We start from the raw sequence: 22,220 nt of genomic DNA, 5'->3' as shown, positions 1-22,220 counted from the left end.
ATGCCCTTCGCCCACGCAAAAGATGGGACGGCGTTGCACGTCAAGGACACAGGCTCGGGCTCGCCCGTTGTCCTGATCCATGGCTGGCCACTCACCGGCGACATGTTCGAATATCAGACGCTCCCGCTGCTTGAGGCGGGGCACCGCGTCGTCACCTACGATCGGCGTGGCTTCGGCCAGTCAGGCCACCCGGTCGGGCCCTATGATTACGACACGTTTGCGGACGACTTGGCCGCCATTCTTGAGGCCGGCGAGATCAGCGGGGCAACCCTGATCGGCTTCTCCATGGGCGGCGGGGAGATCGCACGCTACCTCACGCGCCATGGGCCGGCCCGGATCGCAAAGGTGGCTCTGGTCTCGTCGGTCGTACCCTATCTGCTGAAGGACGACAGCAATCCGGATGGTGTCGATTATTCGGTCTTCCAGGACATGAAGGACCAGATCCGCAAGGATCGCTTCGCCTTTCTCCAGACCTTCGCCAAGCAATTCTACGGGGTGGGCGTCGTCTCGAGCCCGGTCAGCTCGGCGCTGCTCGACTGGACCTTCATCCTGGGCGTCATGGCCAGCCCCAAGGCGACGATCGAATGCGTCGATGCCTTCGGCACCACCGACTTCCGGGGCGATCTCGCCTCCTTCACCATGCCGACGCTGATCATTCACGGCACCGGCGACAAGACGGTACCGATCGATGTCGCCGGGCGGGCCGCGGCGAAGGGCATCCCGCACGCCGAATTCCTCGAATATGAAGGCGAACCCCACGGCCTGTGCGCGACCGCCGCTGACCGGTTGACGAGCGATCTCCTCAATTTCGTGGCGCTCTGAGATGCTGGTCCAGCCCATCAACTGCACGCTGAAGGCGAGCGGCGAAAGCTCCACCGACGCGATGATCGCGGTCATGGCGAAAGAGTTCGAGGCCAAGGGCGCGACCGTCGCGGAGACGGTTCGCGCGGCCGCCTTCGATATCAAGCCGGGCGTCACCTCGGACGAAGGTGATGGCGACGACTGGCCGCACATTCGCGAGAAGATCCTGGCGGCGGACATCCTTGTCCTCGGCACGCCGATCTGGATGGGATCGGCGGGCAGCGTCGCCAAGCGCGTGATGGAGCGGATGGACGCCTTTATCGAGGAGACAGACGAGCAGGGCCGAATGCCGAGTTATGGCAAGGTGGCGGTCGCCGCGATCGTGGGCAACGAGGATGGCGCGCACTTCGCCTCGGCCCAGATCTTTCAAGCACTGAACGACGTGGGCTGGACGATCCCCGCCATAGCGGCCTGTTACTGGGTCGGGGAAGCGATGGGCTCGACCGACTTCAAGGATCTCGACGCAACGCCCGAGATGGTCGCGAAGACCGCGAAGATGGTCGCGTCCAACGCGACGCACCTTGCGACGCTGCTGAAGGCCGACACCTATCCGGGGTGAGCGAAGCCAAACGATTGCCTGTTTGACGAAGGATCAAAATATGACCAGCCCCGTGCGCTACCAGGCCGATGTCGAAAAGGTCGAGCCGGATGAGGCGGAGACCATCCGCGGCCTCGAAGAGCAGTTCAAGATCATCCTCGACACGACGTCGAAGGATTATGGGCATGGTGTCCGTTCGGTCCACGCCAAGGGGCACGGCATCGCCCGAGGCACACTGACCGTTCACGACGGCCTGTCTCCGGAGTTTGCGCAAGGCCTGTTCGCCGCGCCCGGCCAATATGAAGCGATCTTCCGCCTCTCGACCAACGCCGGCGACATTCTCGACGATTCGATCGACCTTCCACGCGGGCTCGCGCTGAAGATTCTTGGAATTGAAGGTGAAAGGCTGCCGGGCTCGGAAGGCGACGCGACGCAGGATTTCGTGATGGTCAACGGGCCGACCTTCGCGGCGCCGACGCCCAAGGCGTTTCTTGCCAACCTCAAGATGCTCGCCAAGACGACCGACAAGGCCGAAGGTGGCAAGAAATTGCTGTCCGGCCTGTTCCGCGCGGCGGAGGCGGCGCTCGAGGCGGTAGGCGGTCAGTCCGCCTTCCTCACCACGCTTGGCGGCGCCAAGCCGGTCCACCCGCTGGGGGCGACTTATTACAGCCAGACGCCGTTCCGGTATGGCGACTATGTCGCCAAGTTCTCTCTCGTGCCCGCTTCGGCAGTACTCAAGGACTTCGCCGACGCGACGATCGACGCCGCCGGTCGTCCCGATGCTATCCGCGAGAATGTCCGTGAGGGCCTAATCGGCGAAGGCGGCACATGGGAGTTCCGGGTTCAGCTCTGCGCGGACCTGGAAAAGATGCCGATCGAGGATCCGACTGTCCTCTGGGATGAAAAGGCAAGCCCGTTCGTGACCGTCGCGACGCTCGACGTGTCGCCGCAGGTCGCCTGGCAGGACGGCGTCAGCCAGAAGATCGAGGACGAGCTGGCATTCAGCCCTTGGCACGGCCTCACCGCGCACCAGCCGCTCGGTGGCGTCAATCGCGCTCGCAAGAGCCCCTATGATTTTTCGGCGGACTATCGTGGCAGGGTCAACGGATGCCCCATTCATGAGCCTTCTAGGCTCGCCGAACTCGCGGGCTGATCGCTTCGTCTCCGACCACCAGCAAGATAGCGTGAAGGATCATCATGGACATGCGTGACACGACCCGACGCCAGATGATCGCAACGACCGCGCTCGGCGCCGCGGCGGCGACGGTCGCGGCGCCGGCGGCCGCTCAGGTTGGCGGAGGTGGCCAGGCGCGCGACGGCAAGCAGAACCCGCGGGACAAATATCCCAAGCCGCCGTTCAAGTCCCAGTCGCAGCCTTGGCCGGGCCTCGCGAGCCAGATGAACCCGCAGCCGGACGATGGCGAAACCAGCTATGTCGGATCGGGCCGGTTGCGAGGGCGAAAAGCACTCATCACCGGTGGCGATTCCGGCATGGGTCGTGCGGCGGCGATCGCCTTCGCCCGCGAGGGCGCCGATGTCGCGATCAACTATCTTTCCAAGGAGGAGCCGGACGCTCGCGAGGTTATAGACCTTATTTTAAAGGCCGGACGCTAGGCCCTGGCCATTCCAGGAGACATCCGTACCGAGACTTTCTGCGCCCAGCTGGTCTTGCAAGCCGTGTCGGGCCTCGGCGGCCTCGACATTTGGGTCTGCAATGCCGCTCGGAAGCGATCCATTCCCTCGATCCTCGACCTCACGACGGGCACCGGCAGGCGCGTCTCCGATAGTTGTGGGAAATCCTGATCATGCGAAATGACATTCTACGGCCGCGAATACTCTTACTCTCGATGACTATTGCTGTGACACCTGCTATCGCCAGCAGCGCTCAAGCGACCACTCCCACCGCACCGGAGCCATCGAGTCCGGTGGACGCCTCGAAGCTCTTCGTCGGCCAGTGGGTCGAGATCGGCCGCAAGCCGATGAAGCTCACGAACAGCTGTGTGGCGGGCGGCACGCGCTATACTTCGGGCAAGAACGGGCATGTCAACGTCGTCGACACATGTCATGAGAAGACGCCGGCCGGTAAGCTCAAGTCCATCAGCGGCCCGGGCACGATCCTCAATCCGGGTGTCAATACCAAGCTGCACGTAGCGTACCGCTTTCTCGGATTTCTGCCGGTCGGGCGCGACTATTGGATCCTCGATCACGACGATGCCTATAGCTGGTTCATATCTTCCAACCCGCAGTTCACCGATCTGTGGATCTACACCCGTGATGCTCGCCCGAGCCCGTCGCTGGTGAAGACTCTTGTCGGGAAGGCCAAATCGATGGGGTATGATGTCTCTCAGCTGGAGTTTCCTGCACAACCTTAGTGTGCTCGGCGACCGGACTGCCGAGTGGCGGCGTTGAACTGAGTGAGACACGTTGCCGGACTAAAAATGGGCCGAGGAGAAGGTCGGCCCATCTTCGGTTTACGGCATCAGCACGGTGTCAACGACGTGGATCACGCCGTTGGACTGCATCACGTCCTTGATCGTCACCATGGACATCCCGCCCTTGGCATCGGTCAGCATGAGCTTGCCCATCTTCATCGTGGCGGTCAGTGGCTCGCCCTGGACGGTCGTCAGCATCGCTTTGCCGCCGCCTGCTTTGATCGCGGCAGCGATCTGCTTCGACGTCATCGTGCCGGCGACGACATGATAGGTGAGGATGCTCGTAAGTTTAGCCTTGTTCTCCGGCTTGACCAGCGTGTCCACGGTTCCGGCCGGGAGCTTGGCGAACGCTTCGTTGGTCGGCGCGAAGACGGTGAACGGGCCGGGTCCCGACAACGTGTCGACGAGACCGGCGGCCTTTACCGCGGCGACCAGCGTCGTGTGGTCCTTCGAGTTCATCGCATTGTCGACGATCGTCTTGGTCGGGTACATAGCAGCCCCGCCGACCATCGGGTTGGCCAGCGCGGGTGCCGCGAGCATCGGAGAAAATCCCATCATCGCAATCGCGGCCATGCCCGCGCGCAGTGTCTTCGTGGTCATCACTCTCATCCTTGTATCGTCGGCACCTTCGAGAGGCACGCAAGGAGATACGAGAGCTACGCCAATCCGGATGTCGTCAGCTCGCTTCGATAGCGCCGGTAAGAATGACAGGGCCGGTAGGTTGCCCAGTGGGCGAGCCACCTATCGGCTCAACCGAAATCGCGAGGACAGCGCCTTCCCTGATCAAGGTTCTGGCGGCGTGCGTTGCAGGCTTCCAGTCCGGCTTATCCGTCGCAACGAGCCCCAGGGTGTTGGGCTTCCCGCCCTTGGGGATCACCCACAGCTCAGCCGAATGATCGCCAATGCGTAATCCCGTCGGAACCGTCGACAGGTGATTGCTCGAGCGATCAAAGGAAATCACGACGATGGCCCTGTTCGCATCGCCTTTCAGGACAGCCACCAACGGCGGCGCATTCCGCGTCACCGCCGCCAGCTTCGACGCTGGCGGCGGTGAAGTGCGTTGAAGCGCGAGAGCGCCAAGCCCCAGCGCTGCGACGATCGCGACAACCGTTCCGGCCTGCCACCTGCGGAGCGCAGCTCTGGTGGGCAGAGCGACTGTGTCGTTGGCGGCAATCCTCGCTTGGATCGAGGGCCACAGCGATGATGGAGGCTGTTCGGCATTCCCAGCCGCGAGCGCGGCCGCATAGTCCTGCCATTTTCGATAGACGCCCGCGAGAGCCGGCTCCATTGCGACGCGCCGTTCAGCGTCGGCACGATCACGGGGATCGAGAAGCCCGAACGCCAATTCCGCCGCGAGGAGATCATTGGCCTCCGGCACCATCACATCTGTGCTCATTGCAGGCACTCGCGCAGCTTGAGCAGGGCTCTGCGGATACGACTCTTCATCGTCCCGACAGGCGTTGAGGATCGAGCAGCGAGTTCCGAATAGGTCGAACCCTGGAAGAAGGCTGTCTTTATGCAGTCCGCGTCCCGCCCTTCGAGCGTGGCCATGCAGTCCAGGAGACGTCGTTCGGTGTCCGCGATCTCAGCGGTATCGCTCGCAAGCGGCGTCGGATCGGCAAGCCCGTCTGCATAATCGAGCGGGGCGGTCATGACCTTGCCCGCCGCTCGCAACCGGTCGACCGCGCGATTGCGAGCCAGCGTGATCAGCCAGGTCATCGCTGTGCCGCGGCTCTCGTCAAACGAACCAGCCTTCTGCCAAACCGCGATATAGACTTCCTGAGCCGCTTCTTCCGCTTCATGCGTGTGGGCAGAATCCGCAGGCAGACGCCGAAAAGTTTTGCCGACGTCAGGTGATAGACGTCTTCAAACGCTTTGCGGTCTCCGGTCGCTACCTTTCGCAAAGCCGCTGCCAGTGCTTCGCGCTCCGACGTGGACACCGCTCTCAGACCCGGTCAGCGCGGAAGGGGCGCGCCGTGAATTGCACCGATATGCCGTTGGACGATACGGTGGGTCTCGGCGCCAAATGCGCGATAAGCAGAACTTCCCCCGTCCGTCGCCTCCTTGGCGAAGGCAGCGCCATCGGCATCATGCAGCGCGGCCATCTCGGTCAGGTAGGCTGCGTCGAACGCAGTCCCCGAGAGGCCCGACAGATGAGACAGCTTGCCCGAAAACCCAGCATTGGGCCTGTCCGAAATCGCCACGCCTTCGCTTGTTGAAATGGCCTTCAGCTTGTTGCCGACCAGCATGTGATCGTGGACTTCAGCCGTCGCGAAGTCTCGAACATCCTGGGTCGACCCTTTCGTTTCCGCGAGCTTTCCAGCCGCAACCTCGAACATACCACCCTGCGAGACCTTGGCGACAAAATTACGGTCGGACGTCGTGGCAGTCGCGGCGTGAACTGTCGTCGCGCCGAGCAAAACGACGAGAAATGAAAGGGCCCGCGGCTTCATGCGATTTCTCCGTTTTACTCGACAGCTCAATGCGGGGCGACGGATGATCGTTCCACCGGCGCGCTTGGTCTATGCCGCCAGCCATGTACCGTGGATGCCGGGCGGAACACGGTGCGGCAGCCTGATCGCGGCGACCGGCGCCTGATCTATCTTACGCGCATCGATGATCTCCAGCGACGTTCCTACGCCACCGGCTTCGATTACCAGGCCGATCAGCCAGCCGTCGTCTTCTTCCGCTTCAGGATTACGAGGCACGAACATGAATTCGCCCGCCACGCGGCCCGGACCAAAATCGTGAGCCGTGCTGACGCCCGTCTCGAGGTCATGCTTGAACAAAGGCGCTTCGCCGACCAGTGTCTCGCCGATCTCAGTCGGCAATCCCATAGCGTAGGAATAGCGGTAGGCGCGACCGGTGCGGCGCTCGTCGATCCGCGGCAATTCCTGCGGCGTATGGTCGAGGGTGCGCTGTTTGACCGTCCGAGCCGCGGGATCGATCGTCCAGCGCTCGAACCCGCGCGGGTTGGCGTCGGGGCCGTCATTCTCGTCGGAGAACATCCGCTCGTAGGCGATCACGTCGAGGACGACGCGGCCGTCGGGCAGATCATAGGCGTTGGCGGTATGGAAAACGAAGCAGGGATCGAGCGGAATCCAGATGATGTCGCTAGCTTCGCCCTCGCGGGGCAGCAATCCAAGGCGCGCGGCATGATGGGGATTCCAACGATACGGGAAGCCACGACCCGAGATGACGGTTCGCAGCGAGAGCGTCAGCGGCAGATCGAGGATGATCACGAACCGATCGGTGATCGCACAATCGTGAATGAGCGGGCCGTGTGAGACCGGGATGACGACCGACCGCCGCACCTTACCCGGCGTATCGATGACATTGTAGCGGACGCGATTGGGATCGGTCGCTTCATAGCAGATCGCATGAAGCTCGCCTGTCGCCGGATCGCGTCGCGGGTGCGCCGTGAACGAACCGGGGAGTGTGCCTGCGAAATCGTCGAAGCGCTGCTCGTCCAGTTCCTCGCCGAAGCGGACGGGCGTGCTGCCGGCCTCGACCAGCGCGTATGCTCCGCCGGCGTGGCCGAGGATGCTGGTGTTCACCGTATCGAAGATATGCCGCGGCCCCGGCGCTGGTGCGACACCTCGGGCTTTGGCCACTGCGTTCGATCGTATCCAGCGGTTGCGGTACCAGTGCGCACGGCCATCGGCGATCCGGATGCCATGGATCATGCCGTCGCCGGTGAAGAAGTGATAGCTGCGCGGATCGGGATCGACGGGATTGGGACCGATCCGCGCATAACGTCCGTCAAGCTCGGGCGGGATCACACCTTCGACCACAAGATCGGTCAAGGTGAGCTCTTCGGTCATCGGCTGGTGGATGCCGGTCAGCAGCGGATGCGGGGCATCGCGGGGCGGAAGCCGCCAGCGATTGAATGACGCCAGCCCCGAGATCACTGGGGATGATACCGCGCGGACGGCGCCTTCCATCAGCATTGCAGCGCGTTCGGCGACGGTCATATTGTTTTCTCTCCGTGCACCTCACTGGAGCACCGACGCTTCAACGCATCCCGTAGCCGATCGGACTGACCGCGGCGTTGGCTGCAGAATGCGAGGATCGCGCTACGGCCGACCGAAGCGGCGCGGCGGGACGAACCACATCAGCGCGAGCGCATAGGCGAAGATCAGCACATAGCCGACAGCAAAGACCCAGATCGGGATGGGCCAGTAGATCAGCGCATCGACTGTCCTCGCGATCAGCGGCTGGCTTTCTGGTGCCCCTTCGGTCAGCGCATCCTGCCAGATCGTCAGGAAGCAGGCACGACCGAGCGCTGCTTGAACGGCGACGAGGCCCAGCGAAAGTATGTGGAGATAACGCCACACAGGCGCCCGCACGAAGCTCCACCGGCGCCATGCGCCGAACGGAATCGCGATCAGCCCGAAGATGTTGAACAGGATGATGCCGACATGCACGGCGAGGATCAGAAGGCCAAGCATCGCCTTAGCCTGACGTCACAGGCGTTTGCCCAACCAGGTCGCGCCGAGCGAATGGATCGTCATGTTGCCTGCGCATGATTGAGATACGGCGGGAAACGTGTTCCGGATTACCTATACGCTGAGGAATGGAACATCCACACACGCTGCACTTGGCCATCCTTCATCCTCGGCATGTGCCGGCAGCATGAACTGCCTTCTGGTCGAGCACGATGCTCATCGCGCCCTTCGGCGTCTGACCACCCATATCGAGCCGCCCCGTAAAGCCCGCCGCGTCGTAGGTGCCGCTCCGCGTTATCCGAATCGGCGGACCCTGCTTCTGTGGGCAGGTCAGGGCTTGATGGTACAGGCCGCCCGCGATCTGCTGACTATCGACGTGGCATTGGGCCTTCGGATCGGGAGCGAGCAGCGCGGCGACGCCGTCGACGGCCTGCACGGGAGACACGCATTTCCGCTCGCTCTTCGATTTGCCCTTCATCATCCGCAGCAAAAAGGCCGGCGCGCCCGGTATATCGAGGCTCACCGCGGTTGATGTGACATCCCATGGGCCGGATTGCACCGCCTGTGCACCGGCCGCGCCCGGCAATAGGAGCAGGACGATGGCAGTCAACGTGCGCATTCTCGCCTGCTCCTGAAGAAGTTCGGCACCGACGGGAACCGGGTGACTCTACATCATGCCTTCGTGCGTCATCGCCTTCTGCACCGCCGGACGCTCGCGCATCCGATCGCGCAACGCTTCGAGTTTGGCGGGGACTTCGACGCCGTTCTTCTGCGCCCAGAGCAGCATGACGAACAGATAGCAGTCGGCGGCGCTCACGTCGCTGCCGAACATAAAGTCGCCCTTCATCGTATCGGCGAGGTAATTCATCCTCTTCAGGATAGTCTCAGCCGCCTTCGTTTTCTCATCTTCTTCAGCGCCCGCGAAGAAGGGTTTGAAGGACTTGTGGATCTCGGTCGAAATGTAGGCCAGCGCCTGAAGAAGGTAGGTATGTCCCATCGCGCCCGACGGCTTGAGCGCGCCATCCTGATGCGCGATCCAGTCGAGGATGGCGACGTTCTCGGTCAGCGTTTCGCCGGAATCGATCGTCAACGCCGGCACATAGCCCTTCGGATTGATCGTGAGATAGTCGATTCCACTCTCGGTACGCTTGGCCTTGAGGTCGACCTTTTCGTGATCGAACGACAAGCCCGCCTCGTGCAGCGCGATATGATCAGCCATGCTGCAGGCGCCGGGCGAAAAATAGAGCTTCATGGTGATCTCTCCTGATGTTTCCCAGCTAACGTCTGGCGCGCAAAATTGGTCTCGATCGTGTTGCACATCCGTGGACCAACCAACGAGAGCTACCGAGATCTCGATCTCGGCGTCTGAACATCTGATTTTGGTCGCCTGCTGCAGGAAGCGATCGCCGGATCGGGCGCGGCTGCAGATCGGTAGCTTCATATCTCCCGGGCGGCAGCTTCTGTCAGATCCGGACGTACGCACCACCATGGGTGAACGGCGATATCCGGTTGACTGCAGCCGGAAGCGAACATCGGATCGTGGGACTTTCCGCCCATTCCATCCTGTGCCTGCCAATGGCAGCTTCCGTCAAAACCGGGCGTTCCGGTCGCGCTTCGCTTACCTTCGGCACATGCGTGACGTGACGCACCAGAAAGCGAGCTTCGACTGCCGACACGTTGATCAGGGCACGGATCAGCTGGCTCTTATGACAGTTATCCCCAACAGAGTTCGTAAAGCGCGGATCGTAAACTGAGCCGAGCGACGACCACCGACGCCGGGAACAAGAAATGGCGGTCGTTCAAAATGGAAGGTCTAAGCAGTGACAAGCAATCTCGAGCCGGGACGCCTGCTCCATCGAGCGGGGGAAGCCGATGCAATGGCCGAATTCCGCGGCGTACAGTTCGACGATCCGCGGCTCGAGGAGGTGCTGTCGGGGGATGCGACACCGCTGATCCTGCATGAAGGCACGATCCACGGCGAGGGCACGGTATGGCAGCCGACAGAGCAGAGACTGGTCTGGTCCGACGTGCCCAACCGGCGATTGCTGGGATGGTATCCCGACGGCCATGTCGAGGTGTTGATCGACGGCACCTGGTTCATGAACGGCAACGCCGTCGAGCACGACGGCACGCTCGTGCATTGCGAACATGGTCGACGCTGCATCAGCCGCGGCGGGGACTATGACAATTCGCCCGAACCGATCGTCACCCATTACGAGGGCAAGCGTATAAATTCGCCCAACGACGTCGCGGTAGCGCCCGACGGGTCGATCTGGTTCACCGATCCGATTTTCGGCATCGTGATGCCCAACCAGGGAGCGCTGGCCGAGCCGGAGATCGATCATCGCAGCGTCTATCGCTTCGACCCGAAGAGTGGCGAACTCACCCGCATGGCCGATTTCGAGCAGCCGAACGGCCTCGCATTCAGCGCCGACGGCGGCACGCTCTACGTGTCGGACACGTCACTATCGCTTGGTGAAGTGCCAGGTTTCAAAGCGGGCAAGAAGCACGAGATCATCACATTCGACGTCGGCAAGGAGGGGGCGCTCTCGAACCGACGCTTCTTCTGTCACACCGATCACGGCTATCCTGACGGCTTCGCAGTCGACCCCCGGGGCTGGGTGTGGACGACGGCGGCCGATGGCGTGCACATCTGGTCGCCGGATCACTGCAAGCTCGGCTTCATCCCCTTGCCCGTGGTCGCATCCAATTGCTGCTTCGGCGGGGTCGATGGCCGACGCCTGTTCATCGCCGCGACGCAATATCTGCTGGCGATCGATCTTATCGTGTAAGCTGGTGAAGGTGACCGTCGGGGTCGCGGAGAAGGGTCTCCTGATCGGTGACCCAGACGATCCGCGTCGCTGCTACGTCATTGGGCGAGCTTGGCGGAAAGGTGCGGCCCGATGGCGTGCGATATCGCAGCAGTTCGATATGCGGCGTCGCGCGGGATGGGTTCATCGGCACGACATCGACCACCACATCGTCCAGTCCGTCGAGCGCGATCTGGGACGGGCCGTGATTGAGCGTGCGATCGCCGACCTTGAGGCCATGGCGCGTATAGAACCGAAAGCTGTCGTCTATGGTAGCGACGGAGACAGCGCTATGGTCGATCCCCAACATGCCATGACCCTGCCAGGTCGAATTGCTGCCCGCCGGAAACTCAAGGAGTTCGAGCGGATGGCCGTCGGGATCGCGAAACTTGACCGCGGTCACGCCGCCCGCGGACGGCGGAAGCGTGACGGGGCCTGTTCTGCTGATCGCCATCGCGCCGCCCGCTAAGGCGTTCGACCAGGCCGATCCTGCATCGCTGGTCGCCAGCGCCAGATGCTGGAAGACGAGGTCCGCCGCGTCCGCGTCGGCGGGGTAGGGGAGGCCGGGCTGCTCGAAACAATCGAGATCGAGCCGGCTTTCGCCGAGGACCATCGCTATACGCATGCCACAACCGGTGAGCCCGAGTGCTTCCATCTCGCCTGCCTCGATGCCGATCGGATCGGACGCGATGAAGCCCAGCGCCTCGTAGAACAGCCGTAGGCGCTCCGGATTCTGGGTGACGAGCCGGAAGCCTTTTATGGCGGCGAGCCTCACGTCAGATGACATGGCTCGCGCTTCGGATCGACGTGGAGTTGCACCGTCATCAGGCAACAGGGCTCATCTCCGATCGTGCCGGACTTATGCCCCTTCTTGCCGTCCGTCTCGGTACAACCCTGGTCCTCGCCGAAGGAGAATTCGCCTGGACCTTGCTCGATGCGGGTGCCGTCCATGCTTTCGATCCACCAGCGCCCGGAGAGCACGATGATCCATTGCGGCGCCGGATTCTCATGCCAGTCGCCCACCCAGCCGACCGGCTGTACGGTAAAGACGACGGTCGCCTCGCCACGCGCCATCTTGTCGTTCCACTGCGGGTCGGCAGGACCGACGCCCTTGAGCTCGTAATCGGTCAGCGCGCATTGCGTCTGGTGGCTGACGCCGTCCTCGCCGACATGGAGATGCCAAAAGGGGACGGAAGGCTTGGGGCCGGGATCGCTCATGGGTGAACTCCATAGGGATGGCTGGATGCGAGGGGATGGGCGAGGAAGGGCGCGAGTCCTTGACCGTCGGTGCCGACGACGATCAGCAGGAAGCCCGCACCCAACGATAGATTCTTGAGGAAATCCCAGAACAGGGTGCGCCCCTTGCCGTCCGGATTGGCCCAGAAATCACCCTGTGCCCAGAATTGCTTGTAGAGGACAGCAGTCGCAGCACAGTAACCGGCGAGGATCAGCGCGCAAGCGCGATCCGCAACCCCGGTTACGACGCCGATCGTGCAGAAGACCTCGATTCCCAGACCGCAAAGCAGGATGATCGCTGCCAGCGCCTTGGGCTTGAAGATTTGTCCGCACTGCTTGAGCGCGCCTTCGAAATTGAAGATCTTGTCGAGCGCGCTGAACGGCATGAACAGCATTACCAGCCCATAGCGCACGACAAGCGCCATGATCATCGCGCCCATCACATGCGATCCTTGATGATGTCGGCAACACGCAAGGCGTTGGCGATGATTGTCAGCGTCGGGTTCACCGCGCCGATCGAGGGGAAGAAGCTCGCGTCCGTGATGTAGAGATTGTCGACCTCATGGGCGCGGCAGTCGAGGTTCAGCACCGAGGTGGAAGGATCGTTGCCGAAGCGACAGGTGCCCGCCTGATGCGCCGTGCCGCTCAGGGGGATGTCCTTGCCCAGATAAAGCGAGCGTTCGAGCAGCACCGCTGGCCAGCCGATCTGCGACAACACGTCCTTCAGCTTGCGCTTGAGCTGCTCCAGCGCCCGCGGATTGGTCGCGACGACATCGAGATGGACCTTGCCGTCCTTGTAATAGACGCGATTATCGGGATGCGGCAGATCCTCGGCCTGCAGCCAGAAATCCATCGAATGGCGCGCGATTTCGTCGAACGGCATCTCGGGTAGCCATTCGAGCCAGCCGGGCAATTCCTCGCCTTTGATCTGATCGGCATGGCTGGTCGCACACATCTGGATGAGGCCGAGCGGATAATCCCAGTCATCGCTCCCAAAGTAGAAGTCGCTCAGCGCCAGCGTCTTCTGGAAGACGGTGTCGTTGACGTGGCGCATCACCGCCATGACGATGCTCATCTCGTGGCGCATGTAGTTGCGGCCGACCTGGCCCGAGCCATTGGCGAGCCCATTGGGATGCTGCACGTTCGCCGAGCGCAGCAGCAGCAAGGCGGAGGAGAGCGCACCGCAGGCGACGACGACCGTATCGGCCGAATATACCTCCTCATGGCCATTCCGCGTGACATGGACGGCGTCGATCCGCCGTCCGGTCGAGTCGGTATCGAGCTTCGAAACATAGGCACCGGTCAGCAGCGTCACATCGTCGTGCGCCGCGAGCATCGGATCGATGCACATCACCTGCGCGTCGGCCTTGCCGTTGAGCAGACAGGGGAAACCGTCGAAGAAGGAGCAGCGCATGCAGGTGCTGGTCGGCGTCGCGAAACCGTCCTCCTTCTGATCGAGCAGGATCCCGAGCGGCAGATGAAAGGGCCTCAGGCCGATCCCGGCGAGCTTCTCAGACAGTACGGCGACCTTGGGCTCGTGCTTCACCGCGACGAACGGATAGGCGCTTGTCGTCGGCGGTTCGGTCGGGTCCTCGCCACGGGCGCCGTGAACGTGGAACAGCGCTTCCGCTTTGTCATAATAGCGGGCGAAAGCGTCATATTTGAGCGGCCATGCGGGGGACACGCCGCCAGCATGCGTGACCTCGTCGAAATCGCGTTCGCGTAAGCGGAACAATGCCGCCCCGTAGACCTTCGAATTGCCGCCGACATAATAATGGAGCTGCGGGGCGAAATCCTTGCCCTTGGCATCCGCCCATGTCTCGTCCGCCTGGTATCGACCGTCGACGAACACCGCTTTCGAGTCCCAATTGGCTTCCTCGCGCGGCAGATAGTCGCCGCGTTCGAGGATCAGGATACGTCTGCCGGTGGGCGCGAGCCGCTGGGCCAGCGATGCCCCGCCTGGGCCGCTGCCGATCACGATCAGATCATAATGGTCAGCCACGCGACATTCCCGGGAGTTGTCCCCTGAACGGTGGGCGGCGTCATCCGTTTCATTACAGCCAATTTAGGAACGGAAATCGGAACTCTCGGCGCAAGCTATTCGCTTGATGAACAAATCTCTGGAGAATCAGATGTCCAAGGTCGCCGTCATCACGGGCGCGGGCGCAGGCGTTGGCCGCGCCACCGTCGAAGAGTTTGCGCGGCATGGATATGATGTCGCGCTGCTGTCTCGCGATCCCGCTCGTCTCGAGCGGGCGGCGGAGGAGATCCGGCGACTGGGTGTACGGGCACTGCCGATCCCGACCGATGTCGCGGACGCGGGCGCGGTGGAGACGGCTGCCGAACGCGTCGAGGCCGAACTCGGACCGATCGATATCTGGGTCAATGTCGCCATGGCGACGGTGTTCGCGCCGGTGTCGAAGCTGACGCCTGCGGAGATCGAGCGCGGCACGCAGGTGACCTATCTTGGCCAGGTCCATGGCATGATGGCGGCATTGAAGCGGATGCGCGTGCGCAACCGGGGCACGATCATCAATGTCGGTTCGGCGCTGGCCTATCGCTCGGTTCCGCTCCAGTCGATCTATTGCGGCGCCAAGGCCGCGATCCGCGGCTTCACTGACAGCCTGCGTTCCGAGATCATCCACGACAAGCTAGACGTGCATATAACGATGGTCGATCTGCCGGCGGTCAACACGCCGCAGTTCGATTGGGCGCTCAACAAGATGGGGCGCAAGGCCAAGCCGGTGGCGCCGATCTTCGAGCCCGAGGTGCCCGCGCGCGCGATCTTCTTCGCAGCCACGCACAAGCGCCGCGATGTCTGGGTCGGCTGGCCTACGGTCAAAGCCATCATGGCCAACCGGATCGCGCCGGGTCTGATCGACCGTTATCTGGCGAAGACGGGCTATTCGGGCCAGCTCTCCGACAAGCCGACGGCACCCGATGCCCCGAACAATCTCTTCGAGCCCGTGCCGGGGGATTATTCCGCGCATGGCCGTTTCGACGACCGCTCCCGGACGCGAAGCATCGAGATGTTCACCGATCGCCATCGCTGCCTGATGTTCGGTGGCCTGTTCGCGGCGGGCATCGCGCTCGCCGTGGCGGGCGCAGTCAGACGGCCCAAGGCCTGATCCCCGCATTCTTTCGTTTGCATATCCCACGGAGCTTTCCATGTCCCAGAATGTCGCCGAATTTGTCTGGAAGCGCCTCAGTGAATGGGGTCTGTCGCGGGTCTATGGCTATCCGGGCGACGGCGTCGGCGGGCTCGACGTCGCGCTCGAAAAGGCCAAGGATTTCATGGACTACGTCCAGGTCCGCCACGAGGAAATGGCGGCGTTCATGGCATCGGCGCATGCCAAGTTTACCGGCCAGGTCGGGCTTTGCTACGCGACGTCGGGGCCTGGCGCGATCCATCTGCTGACCGGGCTCTACGACGCCAAGGCCGACCATATGCCCGTCGTCGCGATCGTCGGCCAGCAGGCGCGCTCGGCCCTGGGAGCCAGCTATCAGCAGGAGGTCGACCTTCAGACGCTGTTCGGCGATGTCTGCGAATATGTCATTACCGCGACCGTGCCCGAGCAGGTCCGCACCTGCATCGATCGCGCGGTGCGGATCGCGCAGGCCAAGCGCGCCGTGACCACCGTGATCATTCCCAACGATCTTCAGGACCTCGCCTATGAAGATGCGCCGATGGTGCATGGCGCGACGCATACCGGCGTCGGCTATCCCGGTGCCGCGACACTGCCCGGCATGGCCGATCTGAAAAAGGCCGCCGAGATCCTCAACAGCGGCAAGAAGGTGGCGATGCTGGTCGGCGCCGGCTCGCTGCATGCGACCGATGAGGTGATCGCGGTCGCCAACCGGCTCAATGCCGGCGTCGCCAAGGCACTACTCGGCAAGGCGGCGCTGCCCGACGATCTGCCCTTTGTCACCGGATCGCTCGGGCTGCTCGGTACCAAGCCGAGCTGGGATCTGATGAAGCAGTGCGACACCTTCCTGATGATCGGGTCCGCTTTCCCGTACAGCGAGTTCCTGCCCAAGCCCGGCGACGCCCGCGGTGTGCAGATCGATATCGACGGCGCCAACGTTTCGCTGCGCTACCCGATGGAATATAGCCTGGTCGGCGACGCCAAGCAGACCTTGGCGGCACTGCTGCCGCTGCTGGTGCAGAACGACAATGCCAAGTGGCGACAGGGCATCGAGACCAACGTCGCGAAATGGTGGGAGACGCTGAAGGATCGCGCGATGGAGCCGGCGGACCCCGTCAATCCGCAGCGCATCTTCCATGAACTGTCGCCGCGCCTGCCCGACCGTGTGATCATGACCGGCGACAGCGGATCGGTCGCGAATTGGTATGCGCGCGACATTCGTATCCGGCGCGGCATGATGGGTTCGCTGTCGGGCGGCCTCGCCTCGCTCGGTGCCGCGACGCCCTATGCGGTTGCCGCCAAGATGGCCTATCCCGACCGGCCCGTGATCGGCTTCATCGGCGACGGCGCGATGCAGATGAACGGCCTCAACGTGATGATCACGGTGAGCAAATATTGGCAGACCTGGTCCGATCCGCGCTTCATCCTGATGGTGCTCAACAATCAGGATCTCAACCAGGTGACCTGGGAGGAGCGCGTCCAGCTCGGCGACGGCAAGACGCCGATCACCCAGTCGATCCCCGACTTTCCCTATCACAAATACGCCGAGCTGCTCGGGTTCAAGGGGATCTACTGCGACGATCCCGACAAGATCGGCGCGGCATGGGACGAGGCGCTGGCCTCCGATCGGCCGGTGATCATGAACATGAAGGCGGACCCGAACGTCCCGCCGCTGCCGCCGCACATCACGCTCAAGGACGCCAAGAATTTCATGACGATGATGGCCGACGAGCCCGAACTCGCCAGCGTCATCAAGAACAGCGCCAAGCAGCTGCTTGCGGGTATCCTCCCGGGCAAGGATTGACCCTGTGGCAACGACGCGCGAGCGGCTGAAGGCGAGCTTCCTGCTGGGCTTTCGGGGCGAGGCACCCGTTGCGCGCGGTGGTTACGAAACCGCGCCCATCCCGTCGAAGACGGAGATCGTCACCGCCGCGCGGCGGCTCAACCGTGCGGCAGGCACGATCGCGGCATCGGTGCTGGTGGACAGCGCGATGGAGCATTATCGCGGCGACTTCCGCAACAAGGCGATGTGGACGCCGATCGTGACGTCGGCGCTGTCGATCGGCGTCAGCGTCCACGGCCATGTCGACGGGCGCCACGGCGCGCACCCGCTGCGCGACACGGTCTATGTCGCGGCCGGCCTGACCGGCCTCGTCGGCACCGCCTTCCACATCTACAACGTCACCAAGAAAGTCGGCGGGTTCAGCTGGCAGAACCTGTTCTATTCCGCCCCGATCGGCGCGCCGGCCGCGATCTCGCTGTCTGGGCTGATGGGCTTCCTCGGCGAACGGGTACGCGACAACAAGCCCGGAACCCGGCCGATGGTCGCGGGCTTGCCGGCGGGCCGCGTGGTCGCGGCGCTGACTGGCGCGTCGCTGCTGGGCACGACCGCGGAAGCCGGCCTGCTTCACTTTCGTGGTGCCTTCCATAATCCCGCCATGCTTTTGCCGGTGACGATGCCACCCGCCGCGGCCGCGCTGCTCGTCTATGCCGCCGTCGGGCCGGCTGGCGTCGCCCGCCCCGCCTCGCGCGGTTGGCTGGCCGCAACCGCGGCGATGGGCATCGCCGGCGTCGCTCTCCATGCCTACGGCGTCTCGCGCAATATGGGCGGCTGGCGCAACTGGCGACAGAATCTTTTTGCAGGACCGCCTTTGCCGGCGCCACCGTCCTTCACCGGGCTCGCGCTCGCCGGTCTCGCCGCGCTCGCCTTGCTGGTGGACGACAAGGATGACTAAGCCCCGCTATCCCGGCTACGACGTTCTCGCCAAGCGCAATACCCCGTCTTGGGACGAGGCGACGCGCAAGGTCGTCGACAAGCGGCTGGCGACGCCCGATCGCCCGCGATTTCTGACGAGAGATGAATGGTCCGTCGCGGCGGCGTTCTGCGAGCGCATCTTGCCGCAACGGGAAGACGCCGCGCCGGTGCCGCTCGCGGCGCTTCTCGACGCCAAGCTTCTCGCCGACCATGGCGACGGGTTCCGCGATGCGGACATGCCCTATATGCGCGAAGCCTGGCGGCGGGGTCTCGCGGCGATCGAGGCCGAGGCCAAGACGCGCCATGGCGGCCGGAGCTTTGCTTCACTCTCCGACGAGGATCAGGATCGGCTGATCGGCGCGATGGCGGACGGCGGTCTCGGCGGCGAGCATTGGGGTGACCTCGATCCGCAGAAATTCTTCAAGCGTCGCGTACTCGTCGATGTGCCGGGGCTCTTCTACAGCCACCCCTCCGCCTGGAACGAGATCGGGTTCGGGGGACCGGCCTCGCCACGCGGCTATGTCCGGCTCGACGGTGATCACCGCGACGCCTGGGAAGCCGCCGAGGCGACGCCCGGCCACGAAAAGAAGGCCGAGCGGGACAATCGGCATGTTGTCTAATCCCTTCTCCGCGCCGCGCGCCCGCCACGGTCGCGCCCCAGACGTCTTTCGCCACGGCGCCTGGGTGTCGATGCGCGAGCATCGCGAGACCGACGAGGTCGATTTTGCCATCGTGGGCACGGGCGCCGGCGGCGGCACGCTGGCGGCCTTGCTCGCCGAGCAGGGCTTTTCCGTTGTCGCCTTCGACGCGGGCCCCTATTTCCGGCCGCTCGAGGATTTCGCCTCGGACGAGAGCGAGCAGAACAAGCTCTATTGGACCGACAGGCGCGTCGTTGACGGGGCCAACCCGATCCAGATGGGAGGCAAGAATTCGGGCAAGGCGGTCGGCGGCTCGACCGTCCACTATGCGATGGTGTCGCTGCGCTTCCGCCCCGAGCATTTCTCCGCACGGACCTCGCTCGGCTATGGCGCCGACTGGCCGATCTCGTGGCAGGAGATGTGGCATTATTACGATCTGGCGGAGAAGCAGATCAACATTTCCGGCCCGCTGACCTATCCTTGGGGCCCTAAGCGGCCGCGCTATCCGTATCGCGCGCATGAGCTCAATGGCGCTGGCAAGCTCCTCGCCAAGGGCTGCGAGGCGATCGGGATCAATTGGACCGAGACGCCGCTCGCCACCTTGTCGGCGCCGCTTAGCGGCCCCGAGGGCAAGTCGCCGCCCTGTGCCTATCGTGGCTTCTGCCGGTTCGGCTGCACGACCAACGCCAAGCGCTCCGCTTTGACCGTGTGGATCCCGCGGGCGCTTGCGGCCGGTGCGGAGATCCGCGATCTCGCCATGGTCGGTCGGATCGAGACCGGCCCGAGTGGCCGTGCGACGGGCGTCCATTATCACCGCGAGGGAGAATGGCATTTCCAGCGCGCGAAGAATGTCGTCGTCGCCGGCTATGCGATCGAGACGCCGCGGCTGCTGCTCAACTCCGCCGACCAGCGCTATCCGGACGGGCTCGCCAACAGCTCGGGGCTTGTCGGCAAGAATTTGATGACGCAGTCCAACCAGGCCGTGTGGGGCCGGATGGATGAGCCGGTGCGCTGGTACAAGGGGCCGCCCAGCCTCGCCATCACCGAGCATTGGAACTATGACGACAACAAGGATTTCCACGGCGGCTATATCTGGCTGGGGCAGGGGCCGCTGCCCAACGAATGGGCGTCTATCCAGACCGGCGCGCGTGGGCTGTGGGGCCAGAAGCTGCGCGATGCGATGCTCGACTATAACTACATGATCGGCGTCAAGATGGTCGGCGAGATGCTGCCCAACGAGGCCAATCGCGTGACGCTGTCCGATGATCTCGACCAATATGGCCTGAAGGTCGCGAAGATCACCTATGCCTGGGGCGACAACGACAAGGCGCTGATCGCGCATGCGCTCGAGCAGATGGGCCGCTCGATCGAGGCGATCGGGGCGAAGGGCATCTTCCTCCAGGAAGACGACACCAATCATCTCGGTGGTACCGCGCGCATGGGGTCGGATCGGCGCACGAGCGTCGTCGATGCCGACTGCCGCAGCTGGGACATTCCCAATCTGTGGATATGCGACGGCTCGGTGTTTCCGACCGTCGGCGGCGTCAATCCCGCGCTCACCACTCAGACGATCGCGCTGCGCACGGCGGACCGGATCGGCCAGCTCGCGGCGGCAGGGGAACTGTAGCGACGGTCCGCGCGCCCAACCGTTGTCTTGAAGCGTTTACTCGCTCTCCACTGCCGCGGGCTTTTCCGGGTGCAGCATCCCGAAAGGCCGTCCGATCCCTATGAAGACATCGACATTGGGCTCTGTCGCCGCGCTCGCGCTCATGGCGCAAGGCTGTAACATCACGACGGAGAAGCAATCGGCATCCGGTTCGAACGCTGGGACCGCGACGTCCAACACGGTGGCGCCAAGCGCGAGCGGGCCTGTTCAGCCGCCACCCGAGATCGCCAGGGCCGACCTTCAGGCGGCAGCGACCGATCCCGCGACCAAAGCTTTCTACGGCAAGGATGGCTGGCAGGCTGCATGGTCGGCAGACGCGACACAGGCACTCGTCAAGGCGCTGGCGGAAAGACAGCGCGACGGCCTCGACCATGTCGATTTCGGCTCTGCCGGCGATCAAGACTCGTCCGCGAAGTCCGATGTTGCTCGAACCCGCGCGGCGCTCGCCTACGCTGCCGCGCTTGCGCACGGTGTGATCGACCCGACGACGCTGCACAAAGTCTACACCATACCTCGTCCCGATCCCGATCTCGCCGCTGGTCTGCTCGGCGCCTTGCACGCCGGCACCGTCGGCGCGTGGCTGGATAGCCTCGCCCCGCAGGATTCCGACTATAAGGCGCTTTCGGCAGCCTATCTTGGCTATCGTAATGGACTGCCGGACAAGAGCGCGCCGGTGATCCCCAACACCAAGGCGATCCATGTTGGCGATCACGATCCACGCATCGCCAACATCACGATGCAACTCATCTCGAACGGCTATCTGCCCGCGGACCCGAGCGGCGTGCCTGCGGATACTGGCACTTACACCCCACCGCTTGCCAATGCCGTCAAGCAGCTCCAGCTCGATTACGGGCTGAAGGCAGACGGCACGATTGGTGGTGACGTATTGGATGTGCTCAACCAGGGTCCTGAGGATAAGGCGCGTGCGCTCGGCGTCGAGATGGAGCGGCGCCGCTGGCTGTCACGCACGCCGCCTGCAACCCGCATCGACGTCAATACGGCGGCTGCGACGCTCACCTATTATCGCGACGGCAAGATCGTCGATCGGCGCAAGGTGATCGTCGGCAAACCCGGCAAGGAGACGCCACCGCTGCGCGCCCCGATCTACCGGCTGGTCGCCAACCCGACCTGGACCGTGCCGAAGTCGATCCAGCATGCGTCACTCGGCGGCAAGGGCGCCGCCTATCTGAAGGCGCACGGCATGGACTATAAGGGCGGCTTCATCGTCCAGCAGTCGGGCCCGAAGAACGCACTGGGACTCGTCAAGTTCGACATGCAGGACGATCAGGCGATTTACCTGCACGATACCAGCGATCATTCACTGTTCGGGCGCGTCCAGCGGCATCTCAGTCACGGCTGCGTCCGCGTCGATGACGCGCTCGGTTTCGCGCAGGCGCTGGCGCAGCAGCAGGGCATCCTGCCTCAATGGCAGCAGGCGCGGCAGGCCGGCAAGGAGAGCTTCGTCACCTTGCCGCAGCCGATCCCGGTGCGGTTGCTTTACTGGAATGCCTTTCAGGATACGGACGGCAAGGTCGCCTTCCGCACTGATCCTTATGGCTGGAACCCGGCGATCGCCAAGGCGCTCGGCTTCCCGGCCGCTAGGTCAGTGCAGCCAAAACCGAAGGATATCGACATCGGGCCTTGATTGAGCTGAATCGACGGCCTTTCGACGCTTGCTCGCTACGCGCAA

23 protein-coding genes and 1 pseudogene are annotated in these 22,220 nt (G+C 63.5%); 12 read left to right on the top strand and 12 right to left on the bottom strand.

What is annotated here, in order from left to right; all coding sequences use genetic code 11:
* The 5 genes and pseudogenes from HZF05_RS14115 to HZF05_RS14095 all read left to right on the top strand — a co-directional run bounded on the left by HZF05_RS14115 (position 1) and on the right by HZF05_RS14095 (position 3,771).
* Positions 1-822, top strand: a complete 822-nt coding sequence (locus tag HZF05_RS14115; RefSeq protein ID WP_160363807.1) for an alpha/beta fold hydrolase — start codon at positions 1-3, stop codon at positions 820-822.
* Between the two features lies 1 nt (position 823).
* A complete protein-coding gene (locus HZF05_RS14110; protein WP_160363806.1) occupies positions 824-1,420 on the top strand; it encodes a flavodoxin family protein in 597 nt (198 codons plus the stop codon).
* Positions 1,421-1,460: 40 nt separating this feature from the next.
* On the top strand, positions 1,461-2,552 hold the full coding sequence (locus tag HZF05_RS14105) for a catalase family protein (RefSeq protein ID WP_160363805.1): 1,092 nt from the start codon (positions 1,461-1,463) through the stop codon (positions 2,550-2,552).
* Positions 2,553-2,602: 50 nt separating this feature from the next.
* Positions 2,603-3,157, top strand: a pseudogene (locus HZF05_RS14100) (SDR family NAD(P)-dependent oxidoreductase); the annotation flags it as partial.
* A 167-nt stretch (positions 3,158-3,324) separates the two neighbouring features.
* Positions 3,325-3,771 (top strand): lipocalin family protein, encoded by a 447-nt coding sequence (locus tag HZF05_RS14095; RefSeq protein ID WP_160363804.1) that lies wholly within the window; start codon positions 3,325-3,327, stop codon positions 3,769-3,771.
* A 99-nt stretch (positions 3,772-3,870) separates the two neighbouring features.
* On the opposite strand, the gene HZF05_RS14090 is transcribed toward HZF05_RS14095, so the two are convergent.
* The 8 genes from HZF05_RS14090 to HZF05_RS14055 form a co-directional block, all read right to left on the bottom strand.
* Positions 3,871-4,389, bottom strand: coding sequence for a fasciclin domain-containing protein (locus HZF05_RS14090; protein ID WP_220129856.1), 519 nt, complete (start codon positions 4,387-4,389; stop codon positions 3,871-3,873).
* A 118-nt stretch (positions 4,390-4,507) separates the two neighbouring features.
* Positions 4,508-5,227 (bottom strand): anti-sigma factor, encoded by a 720-nt coding sequence (locus HZF05_RS14085; protein WP_160363803.1) that lies wholly within the window; start codon positions 5,225-5,227, stop codon positions 4,508-4,510.
* Positions 5,224-5,658, bottom strand: coding sequence for a sigma-70 family RNA polymerase sigma factor (locus tag HZF05_RS14080; protein ID WP_246332022.1), 435 nt, complete (start codon positions 5,656-5,658; stop codon positions 5,224-5,226). Before HZF05_RS14080 ends, HZF05_RS14085 begins: the two co-directional genes overlap by 4 nt.
* 128 nt (positions 5,659-5,786) lie before the next feature.
* Positions 5,787-6,284, bottom strand: a complete 498-nt coding sequence (locus tag HZF05_RS14075; protein ID WP_160363802.1) for a DUF4142 domain-containing protein — start codon at positions 6,282-6,284, stop codon at positions 5,787-5,789.
* 69 nt (positions 6,285-6,353) lie between these two features.
* Positions 6,354-7,805 carry an 8'-apo-carotenoid 13,14-cleaving dioxygenase gene (locus tag HZF05_RS14070; protein WP_246332014.1) on the bottom strand — a complete coding sequence of 484 codons (1,452 nt, stop codon included), beginning with the start codon at positions 7,803-7,805 and terminating at the stop codon, positions 6,354-6,356.
* A gap of 102 nt (positions 7,806-7,907) precedes the next feature.
* Positions 7,908-8,282, bottom strand: coding sequence for a DUF2784 domain-containing protein (locus HZF05_RS14065; protein ID WP_160363801.1), 375 nt, complete (start codon positions 8,280-8,282; stop codon positions 7,908-7,910).
* Between the two features lie 160 nt (positions 8,283-8,442).
* A complete protein-coding gene (locus HZF05_RS14060; RefSeq protein WP_160363800.1) occupies positions 8,443-8,898 on the bottom strand; it encodes a DUF3617 domain-containing protein in 456 nt (151 codons plus the stop codon).
* A 48-nt stretch (positions 8,899-8,946) separates the two neighbouring features.
* On the bottom strand, positions 8,947-9,768 hold the full coding sequence (locus HZF05_RS14055) for a glutathione S-transferase N-terminal domain-containing protein (protein ID WP_246332013.1): 822 nt from the start codon (positions 9,766-9,768) through the stop codon (positions 8,947-8,949).
* Positions 9,769-10,156: 388 nt separating this feature from the next.
* On the opposite strand from HZF05_RS14055, the gene HZF05_RS14050 reads away from it, so the two are divergent.
* Positions 10,157-11,071, top strand: a complete 915-nt coding sequence (locus HZF05_RS14050) for an SMP-30/gluconolactonase/LRE family protein (RefSeq protein ID WP_160363799.1) — start codon at positions 10,157-10,159, stop codon at positions 11,069-11,071.
* Here HZF05_RS14050 and HZF05_RS14045 read toward each other — a convergent pair.
* From HZF05_RS14045 to HZF05_RS14030, 4 genes are read right to left on the bottom strand one after another with little or no spacing between them, the layout of a single operon-like run.
* Positions 11,061-11,876 carry a VOC family protein gene (locus tag HZF05_RS14045; protein ID WP_160363798.1) on the bottom strand — a complete coding sequence of 272 codons (816 nt, stop codon included), beginning with the start codon at positions 11,874-11,876 and terminating at the stop codon, positions 11,061-11,063. The two genes, HZF05_RS14050 and HZF05_RS14045, sit on opposite strands and share 11 nt — an antisense overlap.
* Entirely contained in the window at positions 11,861-12,307 is a 447-nt protein-coding gene (locus tag HZF05_RS14040) for a cupin domain-containing protein (protein WP_160363797.1), read from the bottom strand. The genes HZF05_RS14045 and HZF05_RS14040 overlap by 16 nt, the downstream gene beginning before the upstream one ends.
* Positions 12,304-12,765, bottom strand: a complete 462-nt coding sequence (locus HZF05_RS14035; protein ID WP_181638880.1) for a DoxX family membrane protein — start codon at positions 12,763-12,765, stop codon at positions 12,304-12,306. The genes HZF05_RS14040 and HZF05_RS14035 overlap by 4 nt, the downstream gene beginning before the upstream one ends.
* Positions 12,765-14,327, bottom strand: a complete 1,563-nt coding sequence (locus HZF05_RS14030) for a GMC oxidoreductase (protein ID WP_160363795.1) — start codon at positions 14,325-14,327, stop codon at positions 12,765-12,767. The genes HZF05_RS14035 and HZF05_RS14030 overlap by 1 nt, the downstream gene beginning before the upstream one ends.
* Before the next feature lie 130 nt (positions 14,328-14,457).
* On the opposite strand from HZF05_RS14030, the gene HZF05_RS14025 reads away from it, so the two are divergent.
* The 6 genes from HZF05_RS14025 to HZF05_RS14000 all read left to right on the top strand — a co-directional run bounded on the left by HZF05_RS14025 (position 14,458) and on the right by HZF05_RS14000 (position 22,175).
* Positions 14,458-15,453, top strand: coding sequence for an SDR family oxidoreductase (locus HZF05_RS14025; protein ID WP_160363794.1), 996 nt, complete (start codon positions 14,458-14,460; stop codon positions 15,451-15,453).
* Positions 15,454-15,493: 40 nt separating this feature from the next.
* The gene (locus HZF05_RS14020) at positions 15,494-17,275 is read left to right on the top strand and encodes a thiamine pyrophosphate-requiring protein (RefSeq protein WP_160363793.1); all 1,782 of its coding nucleotides are present in this window, start codon (positions 15,494-15,496) and stop codon (positions 17,273-17,275) included.
* A 4-nt stretch (positions 17,276-17,279) separates the two neighbouring features.
* The gene (locus tag HZF05_RS14015) at positions 17,280-18,206 is read left to right on the top strand and encodes a hypothetical protein (RefSeq protein ID WP_343046893.1); all 927 of its coding nucleotides are present in this window, start codon (positions 17,280-17,282) and stop codon (positions 18,204-18,206) included.
* Entirely contained in the window at positions 18,199-18,846 is a 648-nt protein-coding gene (locus tag HZF05_RS14010) for a gluconate 2-dehydrogenase subunit 3 family protein (protein WP_160363792.1), read from the top strand. Before HZF05_RS14015 ends, HZF05_RS14010 begins: the two co-directional genes overlap by 8 nt.
* A complete protein-coding gene (locus tag HZF05_RS14005) occupies positions 18,836-20,491 on the top strand; it encodes a GMC family oxidoreductase (protein ID WP_160363791.1) in 1,656 nt (551 codons plus the stop codon). Before HZF05_RS14010 ends, HZF05_RS14005 begins: the two co-directional genes overlap by 11 nt.
* 100 nt (positions 20,492-20,591) lie before the next feature.
* Positions 20,592-22,175 (top strand): L,D-transpeptidase family protein, encoded by a 1,584-nt coding sequence (locus HZF05_RS14000; RefSeq protein ID WP_246332012.1) that lies wholly within the window; start codon positions 20,592-20,594, stop codon positions 22,173-22,175.
* The last annotated feature ends 45 nt before the right edge of the window (positions 22,176-22,220 follow it).

This window comes from Sphingomonas chungangi (genome assembly GCF_013778325.1).
Taxonomy (GTDB): domain Bacteria; phylum Pseudomonadota; class Alphaproteobacteria; order Sphingomonadales; family Sphingomonadaceae; genus Solisphingomonas; species Solisphingomonas chungangi.
The sequence above is the reverse complement of the archived record's forward strand: the minus strand, read 5'-3'. Positions and strand labels throughout refer to the sequence as shown.

Coding starts and splice junctions, on each gene's coding strand:
- HZF05_RS14085 (WP_160363803.1), bottom strand. CDS start 5,227: ATGAGCACAGATGTGATGGTGCCGGAGGCCAATGATCTCCTCGCGGCG.
- HZF05_RS14070 (WP_246332014.1), bottom strand. CDS start 7,805: ATGACCGTCGCCGAACGCGCTGCAATGCTGATGGAAGGCGCCGTCCGC.
- HZF05_RS14025 (WP_160363794.1), top strand. CDS start 14,458: ATGTCCAAGGTCGCCGTCATCACGGGCGCGGGCGCAGGCGTTGGCCGC.
- HZF05_RS14000 (WP_246332012.1), top strand. CDS start 20,592: ATGAAGACATCGACATTGGGCTCTGTCGCCGCGCTCGCGCTCATGGCG.
- HZF05_RS14065 (WP_160363801.1), bottom strand. CDS start 8,282: ATGCTTGGCCTTCTGATCCTCGCCGTGCATGTCGGCATCATCCTGTTC.
- HZF05_RS14115 (WP_160363807.1), top strand. CDS start 1: ATGCCCTTCGCCCACGCAAAAGATGGGACGGCGTTGCACGTCAAGGAC.
- HZF05_RS14045 (WP_160363798.1), bottom strand. CDS start 11,876: ATGTCATCTGACGTGAGGCTCGCCGCCATAAAAGGCTTCCGGCTCGTC.
- HZF05_RS14055 (WP_246332013.1), bottom strand. CDS start 9,768: ATGGTGGTGCGTACGTCCGGATCTGACAGAAGCTGCCGCCCGGGAGAT.
- HZF05_RS14060 (WP_160363800.1), bottom strand. CDS start 8,898: ATGCGCACGTTGACTGCCATCGTCCTGCTCCTATTGCCGGGCGCGGCC.
- HZF05_RS14050 (WP_160363799.1), top strand. CDS start 10,157: ATGGCCGAATTCCGCGGCGTACAGTTCGACGATCCGCGGCTCGAGGAG.
- HZF05_RS14110 (WP_160363806.1), top strand. CDS start 824: ATGCTGGTCCAGCCCATCAACTGCACGCTGAAGGCGAGCGGCGAAAGC.
- HZF05_RS14040 (WP_160363797.1), bottom strand. CDS start 12,307: ATGAGCGATCCCGGCCCCAAGCCTTCCGTCCCCTTTTGGCATCTCCAT.
- HZF05_RS14105 (WP_160363805.1), top strand. CDS start 1,461: ATGACCAGCCCCGTGCGCTACCAGGCCGATGTCGAAAAGGTCGAGCCG.
- HZF05_RS14075 (WP_160363802.1), bottom strand. CDS start 6,284: ATGAAGCCGCGGGCCCTTTCATTTCTCGTCGTTTTGCTCGGCGCGACG.
- HZF05_RS14035 (WP_181638880.1), bottom strand. CDS start 12,765: ATGGGCGCGATGATCATGGCGCTTGTCGTGCGCTATGGGCTGGTAATG.
- HZF05_RS14090 (WP_220129856.1), bottom strand. CDS start 4,389: ATGATGGGATTTTCTCCGATGCTCGCGGCACCCGCGCTGGCCAACCCG.
- HZF05_RS14010 (WP_160363792.1), top strand. CDS start 18,199: ATGACTAAGCCCCGCTATCCCGGCTACGACGTTCTCGCCAAGCGCAAT.
- HZF05_RS14020 (WP_160363793.1), top strand. CDS start 15,494: ATGTCCCAGAATGTCGCCGAATTTGTCTGGAAGCGCCTCAGTGAATGG.
- HZF05_RS14005 (WP_160363791.1), top strand. CDS start 18,836: ATGTTGTCTAATCCCTTCTCCGCGCCGCGCGCCCGCCACGGTCGCGCC.